General features: G+C 49.6%; 11 protein-coding genes. All 11 read right to left on the bottom strand.

Annotated elements, in window-relative coordinates:
• The 11 genes from EC86_RS0110690 to EC86_RS0110730 all read right to left on the bottom strand — a co-directional run bounded on the left by EC86_RS0110690 (position 1) and on the right by EC86_RS0110730 (position 13101).
• The gene (locus tag EC86_RS0110690) at positions 1-1188 is read right to left on the bottom strand and encodes a UDP-N-acetylglucosamine 4,6-dehydratase (protein ID WP_029525620.1); all 1188 of its coding nucleotides are present in this window, start codon (positions 1186-1188) and stop codon (positions 1-3) included.
• Entirely contained in the window at positions 1185-2390 is a 1206-nt protein-coding gene (locus EC86_RS0110695; protein WP_051675856.1) for a LegC family aminotransferase, read from the bottom strand. Before EC86_RS0110695 ends, EC86_RS0110690 begins: the two co-directional genes overlap by 4 nt.
• Positions 2387-3625 (bottom strand): glycosyltransferase family 4 protein, encoded by a 1239-nt coding sequence (locus EC86_RS0110700; protein WP_029525622.1) that lies wholly within the window; start codon positions 3623-3625, stop codon positions 2387-2389. The genes EC86_RS0110695 and EC86_RS0110700 overlap by 4 nt, the downstream gene beginning before the upstream one ends.
• A 43-nt stretch (positions 3626-3668) precedes the next feature.
• Positions 3669-4532 (bottom strand): UDP-3-O-(3-hydroxymyristoyl)glucosamine N-acyltransferase, encoded by an 864-nt coding sequence (locus EC86_RS27740; protein ID WP_084181277.1) that lies wholly within the window; start codon positions 4530-4532, stop codon positions 3669-3671.
• Complete coding sequence (locus EC86_RS27745) at positions 4517-5149, bottom strand: PIG-L deacetylase family protein (protein WP_084181541.1); 633 nt, start codon at positions 5147-5149, stop codon at positions 4517-4519. Before EC86_RS27745 ends, EC86_RS27740 begins: the two co-directional genes overlap by 16 nt.
• A 5-nt stretch (positions 5150-5154) precedes the next feature.
• Positions 5155-6249, bottom strand: coding sequence for a glycosyltransferase (locus EC86_RS27750; protein ID WP_084181279.1), 1095 nt, complete (start codon positions 6247-6249; stop codon positions 5155-5157).
• A 57-nt stretch (positions 6250-6306) separates the two neighbouring features.
• A complete protein-coding gene (locus tag EC86_RS28770) occupies positions 6307-7797 on the bottom strand; it encodes a hypothetical protein (protein WP_156955295.1) in 1491 nt (496 codons plus the stop codon).
• Positions 7798-7853: 56 nt separating this feature from the next.
• Positions 7854-9074, bottom strand: a complete 1221-nt coding sequence (locus tag EC86_RS28775; RefSeq protein ID WP_156955296.1) for an O-antigen ligase family protein — start codon at positions 9072-9074, stop codon at positions 7854-7856.
• A 175-nt stretch (positions 9075-9249) separates the two neighbouring features.
• Positions 9250-10599: a lipopolysaccharide biosynthesis protein gene (locus EC86_RS0110720; protein WP_029525624.1), complete on the bottom strand. Its 1350-nt coding sequence runs from the start codon at positions 10597-10599 to the stop codon at positions 9250-9252.
• 202 nt (positions 10600-10801) lie between these two features.
• Positions 10802-11893 carry a DegT/DnrJ/EryC1/StrS family aminotransferase gene (locus EC86_RS0110725; RefSeq protein WP_029525625.1) on the bottom strand — a complete coding sequence of 364 codons (1092 nt, stop codon included), beginning with the start codon at positions 11891-11893 and terminating at the stop codon, positions 10802-10804.
• Positions 11894-12063: 170 nt separating this feature from the next.
• A complete protein-coding gene (locus EC86_RS0110730; protein ID WP_029525626.1) occupies positions 12064-13101 on the bottom strand; it encodes a PDDEXK nuclease domain-containing protein in 1038 nt (345 codons plus the stop codon).
• Positions 13102-13164: the final 63 nt, after the last annotated feature.

A 13164-nucleotide genomic window follows, 5' to 3' on the forward strand; every position in this document is an offset into this window, starting at 1 on the left:
TTACATCCTTGCGTCTAGGTACTTGCCGGTTTCCTTGTGCGCAAAGTCCGGAATCATGTGGTTGAACAGGTCAACAATTTCGGCCTTGTCCCAGGTCGGCTGGGCCTTGATGGCGGCCAGCGTGGCCTCGAAGTGCTGCAGCCGCGCCAGGTCAAAACCGGCCGCGTTCTGGATCACGCCAATGCTTTCAAAGCGCGCCATGTCCAGCGTTTCGCGGTCGGTAAAGAATTCTTCAAAGTCTTTTTCACCCGTGGTGTCGCTGCTGAAAAAGTAGCACGGCCATTTTTTCTGCGCGATCAGCTCGCTGGCGCGGTCGCGCGCTTCGTCTTCGCTGGCGCATTCGTGCGGCTCGTAGCCCAGCGCGTTCAGGTAGCGCACGGCAATGTCCGAGAAAGTGGTCAGGTGCAGGTGTTCGCTGAGCTTCGGGAAAAAGATGTCGCGGTTTTCACCCAGCAGGCACGACATCAGGCACAACTCGCCCGACTCCTGCGGCGTGACAAAGTAGCGGCGCACATCGTTGGGCGCCGAAATCGGCTGGCGCTTGGTAAAGCGCTGGTTAAAGCCGTGCAGCAGCGAACCGTCAGAAAACGCCACATTGGCAAAGCGCGCGGTGGACAACGGCAGGCCTTCGCTGGCGCGCATCAAGAACATTTCCATGATGCGTTTGCTGGCGCCCATCATGTTGACCGGGTTGGCCGCCTTGTCGGTCGAAACGCAAAAGTACTTGCGCGCCCCGCGGGCTCTGGCCAGTTCCATGGTCTTGACGGTGTTGAGCACATTGACCTCAATCAAGCGCATCAGCGTGAACGGGTCTTTTTCGCTGCGCACATGCTTGAGCGCCGACAGGTTCAGCACATAGTCATAACCGCCGCTGGCGTGCATCAGCGCTTCAAACTCGCGGCCGCCGCAGTCAATCGCAAAGGTGCGGAAATCGCCCTCGATGTAGCCCAGCGTGCTGCGAATGTCGCGCACCAGCTCGACCATGTTGTTCTCGCTGATGTCCACCACATGCAGCACCTTCGGGCCGCGCTTGAAAATCTCGCGCGTGACGGCCTGGCCGATGGAGCCAGCTCCTCCAATGACCAAGAAACGGCCGCCAGCGACCAGCGAAGAAAGCTGTTGCTCGTGGCGCGACACGTCGGCGTCAAACAGCGGCCGGTCGCGGCCAATCAATTCAAGGGTGTTCATAAAGCTTGGGGGTTGAATGCAGGAAGCGCGCCGTTTGGCACGCTGGACGGAATGTTGACCACACGGTCTTCCAGCCAAAGGGAGTTGGCCAGGCCATCGTGCTGGCAGTGCTGGAACATGGTGAGACGCGTCATCAGGCGCCAGATGGGCCGGGTCATGACGCCCTGGGTGTTGGTGAACGCCAGGAAGGCATCGCGCTCTTGCAGCGACTCCAGGACGATGGCGCCCAGCCAGTAGTTGGCGGTCGTGCCTTCAGGCGCGCGCATCAAGGGAATGCCCAGAGACTCAAAGAACCCGGCATAGCGCCCGGCCACATCGGCCTTGACCGCCAGAAACTCAGGCAGGCGCTCCATCTGGGCGCATCCCAAGGCAGCGTTCAGGTTGGGCAGGCGGTAGTTGTAGCCGATCTCGTCATGCACAAACTCATACGGGTGCGGAACCTTGGCCGTGGTGGTGATGTACTTGGCGCGGGCCGCCAGGTCGGCGTCGTCGGTGATGATCATGCCGCCGCCGCCGGTGGTGATGACCTTGTTGCCGTTAAAGCTGAGCGTGGCCATCTTGCCAAAGGTGCCGGTGTGGCGCGTGCCCACGTAGCTGCCCAGTGATTCAGCAGCGTCTTCGACCACCGCAATGCTGTAGTCGTTGCACAGGCTGACGATTTCCTCAATGCGGCAAGGCAGGCCAAACGTGTGCATCGGCACACAGGCCGCCAGGCGCCGGCCTGTGGTCTTGTTGTAGGCGCAGCCATCGCGCATCTCGGCATGCTGCCCCAAAAACTGCCGCAGCGCCGCCGGGCCCAGGCCCAGCGTGTCGCGGTCCACATCGACAAACACCGGGTGCGCCCCGGCGTAACTGAGCGCATTGCAGGTGGCAATGAAGGTCAGCGCCTGCGTGATGACCTCGTCATCGCGTTGCACCCCCACCAGTTGCAACGCCACATGCAGCGCCGCCGTGCCGTTGACCGTGGCCACGGCGTACTTGGCCCCGGTGAAAGCCGCCACCTGCTGCTCAAACTCCGTCACCTTCGCGCCCACAGACGAGACGAAGTTAGAGTCAATGCAGTCGATCAGGTATTGCTTTTCATTGCCTTCAAAGACGGGGCGATGAAGGGGGATGAAGTCGTTGCCGTAGATGGAACGGGTGAAGTCAACAAAGGCCTGAAAAGCAGTGGAGCTTTCTCTTTCACTTGTATTGGTATTCATTTATGGAAGCTTTTTATCGAATCATCTAGAACTTGGGCAAGACGGCCTGCTAACTGCTGGAATCCATGATTTTTTTCAACATATTCTCGACCTGCGCGGCCCATGCGCTGACGTTCGTCAATCGACAATGTAGCGATTTTCAAAATGGCTTCGGCCAATTCATTGGGTTTTCCAGCGCGAACAGTTAACCCAGCTTGCGCGTCTTTTACCGGGTTGTTGACGGCATTGGAAGCTATGATGATGGGACGGGCCGCGGCCAAGTAGTCAAATAGTTTGTTTGGACTGATGCCATAGCGGTACAGCTTTGGCAAATCCGGCACCGGAATAACAAATCCATCTGCTTCTGCGGCAATCGCCGGTATGCGGCTCTTGGGCACTGGTGGCTCAAAACTCACATTGGTCAACCCCATTTGTTGAGCCTGAGCCATCAGCGCAGGCTTCAAAGGGCCATCCCCAATCATGCGCAAGACAATGCGCTGATCACCCTGCCGGTCCTGGACCAGCTTCATCGCTTGCAGCACGTTGTCAAGCCCATTGGCTTGACCATGCGCACCAAAGTACATCAAGTTGAACGGCTCTGATGAACTCTTAACTTCTAGATCAAAACGTGGAAACATGGACAGGTCCACGCCATTGGGAATCCACACAATCCGCTCAGCAGGGATTCCCAACGGAGTGATGTACTCCCAGGCTTGCGGCAAGAGCACAACAATGCGTGCGGCACGCCGATAAAGCCAAGATTCGAGCTTACGCAACATCCATGTCAAAAAAGCACCATCGCGTAGTCGCCTCATATCCACCAGCGTCTGCGGCCACAGGTCGCGCACCTCAAAGACAAAGGGCACCTTGAAGCGGCGTGCCAGTAGCACCCCGGCCACTGCGGCAAATGGATGCACGCTAGAACCAATCACCACATCAGGGCGAGACAACTGACGGGTAGTTCGCCTCAAAAGCGTTTGCCAGCTGTACGCAAGCATGTTCAGCATGCGGCCACCGCCATTGCCCTTGTACACCGGGGTGCGAACCCACAGAAACGGTACGCCCAAAATTCGCTCGTACCGTAAAGCTTCATGTGATGCGAGCCGTTGGTGACCACTATTGAAATCCACGCTAGCAGCGATCACTGTGGCCTGCCAGCCATGGGCCCCAAGATTCTCGGCAAGATGGAAATGTCGTGTGCCACCGGCTCCACTCGGTTCTTGCGCGTAGTGATTAAGAATCCAAACTTGCTTCAAAAGAGATCACTCATAAATAATATTGATGGAGATGCGCAGGGCACTATCGCCCCAACACCTTTGCAGGATTGCCCGCCACGGTTGCCCCGCTTTCTACTGACCGTATTACATTCGCACCAATTCCAATCACTGACTGTGGGCCAATTTTGACCTTTTGAATAACCGAAGCATTAGGGCCAATCCAAGCCTGTTCGCCAACCTCCACGCCACCACTCACTTCTGCACAAGCAATGATCATTGCCGCTCGTCTAACTTTTACGTTATGCGCAATGTGGACGTGATCATCAATCTTGACGTGGTCCTCAATCACAGTATCGTCAAGCGTGCCGCGACAGACCGTCGTCAAACTACCAATCTCGACATCGTTACCAATGACAACTGTGCCAAGGTGAACAAGCCGAACAGGCAATCCGTGTTCATCCCTCTCGAACCCAAAACCATCCTCGCCAATAACGGCACAGGACTTCACAACGCAGCGCTCACCAACAATAACACCGTCTCCTATAACTACATTGTGATGAATAATAGAATTTGCCCCTATCGTCACACCATTGCCGAGAACAACTCCGCGCCCGATTTTGGCCGTCGGATGAATTATTGGAGGCACAGTTGGTCTTGCAATACCATGCTGCTCATCAATCCATGCAAGAGCGCGGGCGAAATCAAGTCGTGGATTATTGCTAAGAATAGCGGCAGATGGACCCAAATTGTCAGACAGAGCCACAATTACAGTCACGGGTTTATGTATTACTTCTTTAATAGCGTGCTTGCTAAAGCACAAAGCACCTTCGATCAGCGCAGAAAATGGTGCAACACATAAGATAGGAAGATCAGGACCCATCGTTTTCAAACCAAGCGCAGCCGCCAAAGCTGACGATGTTAATTTAAGTATTATTTGATTATCCATCGAACTACCTCAAAAGATTCTGCATATTTTGCTCCAACTTGCACACCCCTCGTCACTGCGAGGCTTCGAATAAAATCAGCATTTGCGTAAGTGCGACCCTTTTGAGATTCGTATTTATCAATCGCTGAAATTTTTTTTGTCAAGCAACTTTCATCAAAAGCAACAAAACAACTTGTACGAAAATCAAGATTATTCCACGGCACTTCATACCCCAACATTGTGGTTCTCTTGAATGCACGAAAACCCTCGACTGCAATAATATTATGGTCCTGATGGGTATCATTTACGCTAGGCAAGAAAACCATATCCGGAACATATTCTCGATTCAGCTGAATCATTTGGTCAAGTATTTGCTGCCTGAATTCTGGGAATTTACGTACTTCAAAATCAAATACTAGACAGTCTTTACTTGCGATACCCAAATGGGTCGTGGCGTTAAGAACCTCAGTCCGAAGAATATCGCGAGGCAAATGTGGCAAAACGGACTGCTCTGCCGCCGAAAATGCGGCATAAACCACCCTGCTGCCACCGGCAATCAATTTGGCGATCGTTCCGCCACAACCAAATTCACCATCATCAGTATGAGGTGCCAAAATCAAAATCGTCCTATTATTCATGTTCACTATTTATTTTCCTTCATTAAATTTATATATAGATTAATAAGACGACCAGAAACTGACTGCCAAGAATACTCCGACTCAACGCAGGTACGTCCATTTCTACCAAGTCGCTCGGCATCTATTGGGTTTTCAACCAACCACATGACAGCTGCAGAAATAGAAACCGCATCATTTACATCAACATTTATACCACAATTAGTTTTCATATTAAACTCAATCCACTCGCCAAAATTTGGCATCAAAATTGGCATGGAAGATGCCATATATTCAAAACTCTTTACAGCGCTCGCCATGTGATATTGACCAACATTGTTATAAAGTATTACTCCAATATTTGAATCAGCATACCAATTTAACACATCTGAATATTCAAGATTACCCATATATTTAATCAAACCAATTGCAGAAGGCAGTATGTCTTTAGGCAATCGACCAGCAACAACTACATCACCTCTTTCAGCCAACTCATTTGCTAAATTAATCATGTTATACAGACCCCTATCATTAGTTAGCGCGCCAGCATGGAAAATAACAGGGCGCGTAAATAATTTTCTTTTCAGCGGGTACAAATTTAAATCAACATAGTTTGGCAGATTTATGCACTCATTATTAATTTCAATATAATGTTTCAACATCGACTCTTGGGGAACAATCAGAGCTGATAATTTACTTGATATACCATCCTCGACAATCCCAAAAACGACTGAAGTCAGTTTACGAAGATAATTAGGTATATATTTTTTTAGTAAAATTTGCCTTCGCATATCCTCATGTATGTCATACACTATTCTAATTTTTCTAAATAACGCCCGCCAAATAAAAAGAAGTAGCTCCGGGTCATGAATGTGAATAATATCAGGTTTTAGTTTAATCGCTGTAGATATTGCATGATACGTATTTATTAATAAACGTACTAATCTATTATTACTTCTTTTTCCAATATCATGCACCATAATAGATTCATGCAGTTCGTCTCCCAATCCATCGGCAACGATTAAATGCACTTCCCATCCAGCCTCAACAAGAGCCCTACATTCTTTTTTAAAAATTCGAATGTCATTTCTTGGATGCACAGTTGAAACATGAACAATTTTCATTATTAATATTTAATTTACAAAATATATGGTCATAGTTAACACCTTAAAGTCAACCATTTATTTTACTAAAGCAGGCCAAAACATCATTTGATACCTTTGACGAACATCGGCACGAACATCATCACCAAGTTCTTTGTAATATTTTTTTATAAATAATTTATTATAATCATCATTTGATTTTGTCAACATATAAAGTCGCCGACTCAAGATATCTATACTACTATCCCACACCCCCCAACTGGCATAACCACCAGAGGGGAAAGAATTTGACAATCCATACGGCGAATACCCTTCAGTGCAACGGCCAGTACCATTGTCATAAGCTACGCGATACCACCCATTAACCCCGTTATAGTAGTTCGCGAAGAGAGGGTAGTCCGTGTTCTGATTCCATACATTTATGGTCAATTGCCGCGCAAACGCGGCCACAACCTGCTGGGTGGGTAGGTCATTACCCGACAGACTAAATGTGCTCATCAGGGCACTCCGGTTACGATCAATTGCATTAAAAAAATGGATCAGTCTGCGTGCATGGCTAATGTCCCATCCCAACGTTTCAGAAGTTGGTAGCGAGCTTGCGTCTACGCCTCGTCGTATTTTTTTTTGTCCCAGATCACCGGGTAGTTCCACACAACTTACGGGCGGAGCCACGCCGTTGTAACTGGCGTATTGGTTGTCGGCATACAATCTCCAAAATCCTCTATCTAAATCAGCCACCACCACCTGTTTGCCATCAGCGTTTCTTGCGTTCATGAGCGTAGTTCTTGCCCTGAATAGTTTCAACAGCAGCGTCAAGTGCTCACGCAGTACAGCAGTTTTTTCTTCATCAAGATTTAGATCTTCTCTTAATGAGGGTCGCAGATCCAAGACGCCCGCCAGATCTGCATAAATGGCGATTTGCCAAAGATCCTTGTCCGTAAGAAACAGGGCTGAAGAACCATTTTTCACATCGCCAGGTTTGGCAGCAATGCGGGCTCTTAATGCAGAACGTGCCTGCAAACTTCCCCAGCGCTGCAAATGCTCCACCGCGATGCGCCCGGTTTCATCCGCAAACGCTCCACTCTGGGTTGCCGTTGCACTGCGTACGAGGCTATTGCCGATATCGATTGCAAAAGCCAAAAACTGCACGCTGGTCAGCATCACCTCGCTATTGATCAGCCGGTTCTTTGGATTACAAACAGTGCCGCCCCGGCATAACCATGCCTGCCCTTCCCCGGTTGGTACTTGCTCCAGTCGCGAATAAGTCAATCTAACGGCTTCAGCCAACTCCAACTGCCGATCAATGCGTTGACAGCGTTGCGCCATCGCCAATAGGTTGTGAAAAAACGTCTCAATGTCATACAGCGCATAGGTATCACCCTGTTCCAGCAATCGCCGGCCAATCAACTGCTTTTCCAGGTATTCTTTACCTGTGGCACTCCATTGCCGCCAGACGCTGGCTTCCAGTTCACCACCACATTGGAAAAGGGATGGTATCGGCTTATCAGCGCGTACGTGAAACGTAGCTGCACCGCACCCAAGCAGCATAGTCAAAACAATTGGTCGCACCCATGTGCTTGAGAAGAACCCTGGCAGCCGCAGTCTAGTGGGTATTGGCATGTTCGTCACGACAGATTTATTCCAGGCACGGCTCTTGTTGAGAATTTTGATTGGAAATTTGAGCTGCCAAAACGGGCATAAGCACCCAATGCCGCCCCGGTTAGCATGTAAGTAAAGTTTTTCGCACCGATCAACAAAAAGGTTGTCGAAACAAACAAAACAAATACCAACAACATTTCTTCAGATTTTTTTCTTGTAAAAAAAATATACCGTGACAAAATTACTACTGGATATAACAATGAAAAAACTAAAAGAATAAATCCGATGATTCCCAAATCAACCCATGCTGACATTATATTGTGTGCATAACTTCCAATCTCACCAGTTCTTGCATAACTCCCATAGTCCCCAAAAATAGGATTTTCAGATATGGAGGCGAGCGCAGATAATAAAAATCCTTGCCGGGCAACCCAGGAAGTGGATCCCGTAGCATCAAGTAGTTGTAAAGATCTATTATTTGGTAGTAGCTCAATTAGATTGTTTTCATAGAAAGCCAATAACCCTAAAAATATCATTCCCAAAGTAAATATTGCAACCTTACGCCTTGAAGAAACCAACAAAAACAAAACAACAGCAAAAATTGTTGCCGCTAACTCACTGCGAGCGCCATTAATATAAAGCGCGAATATACTTATACATATTAGAGCAGCACTAATAATATTTTTCTTTAAAAAAGGGAGTACAACGATGACAGTAACAAATAGGGAACGGGCAAACCCTTGATAACTAGCTAAAGCCTCATTTTCATCAGTTTCATTTTGACTTCTTAAAAAGAAAACTCCTTGATCCGAGAAGTAAAAAACTATCGCTGACATTATTAAAATTGAAATTATATTTTTTATAAAAAATTTATTCGAACCAAAGTCCGAAAATCTGAAAACTAAAAAAATTACTACAAGTTGAACTATACTCAGAACATGATTTTGCACAATTTTTGTATTTGCACCTAGACCAAAATTAATAACAACAATCAATATAAAATATATAATAAATAGTATAAAAAATATATCTCCAAATGAAATTAAATTTCTTTTTGATAAAACTTTTTTTATATAAAAAAATATGAGAATTAGGAAAAATATAGACGATACAGGCGAGAAATAACCACCGATAATTGGAGGTAAGATTCCCAAACCAATCAAAGTCTGATAAAAAAAGAAACCTGGGAATAAAAGTATAAAAGCCAAATGGGCTATATTTTCTACATTATATTTAAGAATAACCATTTAATTTACCGGAATTTTGGGTGAACAATACTGCCTGTAGTACGCAATCTAGCACCAGAGCCATTTTATGTATTTTACAATAGACATGGAGGTATAGTTTCGAACCCAGTAAATATACTGATAAACCAATGTCTCCGAGTCATTATTTAAAACTCTATATAAATCACACCTATCTTTACAATACTATTCGAATTAATATGGCCAAAGACGTCCAAGATACGATAAACGCGATAGCGGGGATTAATGCACGCAGAAGTTCTTTGTTTTTTACTTTTGCGATTTTAATCACTACACAAAGATAAATTACATAAAAAACAAAACCTGAAATTGCGTAAGATTCAATAATAAAATTTCGTGCCAAATAGCCAAAAATTGCCACTGTACCGACACGTAGAACTAAGCCCAATATTTGAAGAATCAAAGCGGTACGCTGATTTTTAGTAACATGAAGCGTCATTGAAACAGGTGAAGCCAAAAACTGCATGCCAAACCAGGGGGTCATCCAGCAGACGAGTTCTCCCGCACGTTGCCACTGAGTTCCAAAAATTATCGGAAATACCACCGGCGCTAAAATTCCTGCAAATATTAGAGGCCCAACACCGATTTTGGCCAAGCCACCTAATGTGTTAGCTGTAAATTTGCTTAGCGTTCCTGCTTGAAGTTCCTCTGGTGCGCGTGAGAGATATACTTGAGAAACTGCAGCACCAATCAGACTCATAGGCGAAGCCATCACCTTAATTGCCAGCATCAGGAATCCGGCTTCTGGCCCGGCAACCATTGCAGCTATGATAAGTATCGGAAGATGCGCGCTTGCGCTGTTTGCCAATGATTCAAGCATCGAATACTTCGGGAAGCGCCCATATTCAAAAAATATGCGTCGCATCTCAGACCACGCGACAGAATGCAGCACCACACGGTCATGTTTGAGTGCATGACGTGCCAATCCAATAATGCCCGCACTGCTGCTAATCATTTGACCTAGTACCAGGCCCAGCGGCGCGATACCCACCCAGCCTAAGCCCACTTGCGTACTCGCACCGCCAATAGCTTGCGTCATACGAGTTTTAGCAATGACGGGGAATTTTTTTTTTCGTGTAGTCCAAAGCTGCAGCGCTGCGTATGAACTGCTTAGCCAGATACCCAAGGGCAACAACCAAAGGTAAGGCAGTAATTTTGGCTGGGCCACCAACTGGACGATTTGGACCGGAAACAGCCAGATGATTACTGCCGATAAGCCAGCAACGCCGGCGGAACTGCACAGTGCCAAAGCCAGCAGATTGGCAGCGTCTTCGTCGCGCTGCGGCAAAGGTATTGCGATTTCAAGTCGCAGACATGCTGCGACGGAAATGATGCCAAGAATGGAGGCGTAAACCGCCAGCACGCTGAAATCTTCAGGCGTATAAAGCCGAGTTAACAATGGCAGCACCAACACCATTAGCGCTTGGGCGAATGCCGTGCCACCGACCAATACGCCAACTGACTTGACAAAGCCTTGGCGAAAGAATGCATCGAATTTTTGGCGCATTACGTGCACAGGTGGCTGACCCAGGTGGTGATACAGAAGCGGCTGTTGAACGGCTGAGCCCAGCATTGATGCTCGCTCTTCGCTTCGTATTTAATAGCTGTTTGCACCCGTTCTATATGCGCTAGAGCCTCTTTTAGCTTATAAACCTGGCGCAAATCTGTTATGCCTTCGCCCTGCCCGCTTGAGCATTGATACTTCACGTTCAAGCGCCTGCCTGCTGCAGCGCGACAGTTATCGTTTGCTGGTTTGCAGGGCTGAGGTAGGGGTGCATGGGCAGGCTAAGCACTTGCTGCGCCACGGTGTCGCCTACGGGCAATTTAGCGGCAGCATCGGCCACGGCGGGCTGCTGATTCAGCGGAATCGGGTAATGCACCACAGTGGGGATGCCGGAGGCTTTCAACTTTTCCTGCAACGCTTCGCGGTTTTGGACCCGAATGGTGTATTGGGCGTAGACGCTGGTGTTATGGGACTCGATATAGGGGGTGGTTCTGATGCCAGCCTGGCTGAGCAGCGTGTTGTAGTTTTCGGCGGCTTGCTGGCGCAGGGCAATTTCTTCTTTAAGAATCGCCAGCTTGGGCAACAAGATGGCGGCCTGGATCGTGTCCAGCCGGCTGTTAACACCCACACGGATGTGGTGGTAACGCCTGTCCTGGCCATGGCGGGAAATCTGGCGGATGACTTTGGCCAGTTCGTCGTCACTGGTAAAAATGGCGCCGCCGTCACCGTAGCAGCCCAGCGGTTTGCTGGGAAAGAAACTGGCGCAGGCGATGGTGCTGAGGTTGCAGCTTTTGCGGCCTTTGTAGCTGGCGCCAAAACTTTGCGCTGCGTCTTCAATCACCGGAAGGCCGTGCCTGGCGGCAATGGCGTTAATGGCGTCAAAGTCGGCGCACTGGCCGTACAGGCTGACCGGGATGATGGCTTTGGTTCGCGGGGTGATGGCGGCTTCAAGCAAAGCCGGGTTCAGGTTGTAGGTGCGCGGGTCAATATCGACATACATCGGCTTGGCGCCCAGCAGGGCGACGGTTTCGGCGGTGGCGATGTAAGTAAAGCCGGGGGTGATGACTTCATCGCCGGGCCCAATGCCCAGCGCCATTTGGGCGATTTGCAGCGCGTCGGTGCCGTTGGCTACGGTGATGCAGTGTTTGGCGCCGGTGAAGGCGGCCAGCTTTTCTTCAAGCTCGGCCACTTCAGGGCCAAGAATGTACTGGCCGTGGGCCAGCACGCGCTGGATGCCGGCGTCGATCTGGCTCTTGATGCGGGCTTGCTGGGCTTTAAGGTCGATGAATTCGATCATGGTGTGGGCTTCGGCTTGGTTATTACGGGTGCTTAGGGAAGCGGAATTTTCCGATGTACCTATGTCATGCCGGGCTTGACCCGGCATCCATGAATTCGGGACCATGGATTGCGGGTCAAGCCCGCAATGACAGCCATTAGAAACTGGCACTTTTGCAATTTCCGTCTCCCTTAGCTGGCGTCGCCGCGCAGTTTGATGCGGGCCAGTTCAATGGACTGGTGCAACTTGGCTTGCAGGGTTTCGCGTGACGGGAGCAAGGTCAGGTAGTCGGCCACCCGGATGTTGCTTTGGGGCAGCTGCAGCAGTTCGACGTGTTCTTCACTTTTGCCGGTACACAGGATGAGGCCGATGGGGGCGGCCTCGCCTTCCATCTGTTCGTGCTTTTCCAGGTAACGCAGGTAAAGCTCCATCTGGCCTTTGTAGGCGGCCTCGAATTCGCCGATTTTCAGATCAATGGCGACCAGGCGGCGCAGGCGGCGGTGGTAAAAAAGCAGGTCGATGTAGTAGTCGCGGTGGTCGATGGTGATGCGTTTCTGTCGGGCCATGAAGGCAAAGTCGCTGCCCAGCTCAATGATGAAACGCTGCAGTTCAGCCAGGATGGCGGATTCAAGGTCTTTTTCGGAATAGCTGTCGGACAGACCCAAAAAGTCGAGCACATAGGGATCGCGAAAGGTCAGGTCGGGCGACAGCTGGCCCTGGTCGCGCAGCAAGTTGAGGTCTTGGCGGATGGTGTCTTCGGGCTTCTTCGAGATGGCGGTGCGCTCGAACAGCAGCGAGTTGATGCGCTCTTGCAGCTGGCGAACGCTCCAGCGCTCGACGCGGCAAATTTCGAGGTAGAAGTCGCGTTTGAGCGGGTCTTCGATCTGAATGACAAGCCGCAGATGCGACCAGCTCAATTGGGAACACAGTGTGTGCAGAATCTCGGCGTCCGGAAAGACTTCAGCAACGCGTACGCAGTAGCGAAGCTGGCGCTCGCTCCATCCCTTGCCAAAATCGACCATCAGTTGACGCGCCAGTTCGGCCATTACTTGCTTGCCGTATTCGCCCCGCTGCCCCTGCAGCAGCTCGGCGCTAATGCGCCGCCCGATATGCCAGTAAAGCTGGGTAAGTTCGGCATTGACCGCGCTGGCTACCCGCTGGCGGGCAGCATCGATTAGCTGGCGCACTTCGGCCAGCAGCGGGTTAGGGGTGTGAACGGGCTGGATCATGCTGTTGATGAAAGGTGGCTCACATTTGCCTCGTGATAAACCTGCCGAGTCAAGGTTTGCGCC

It is taken from the genome of Polaromonas glacialis (assembly GCF_000709345.1).
Lineage (GTDB): Bacteria > Pseudomonadota > Gammaproteobacteria > Burkholderiales > Burkholderiaceae_C > Polaromonas > Polaromonas glacialis.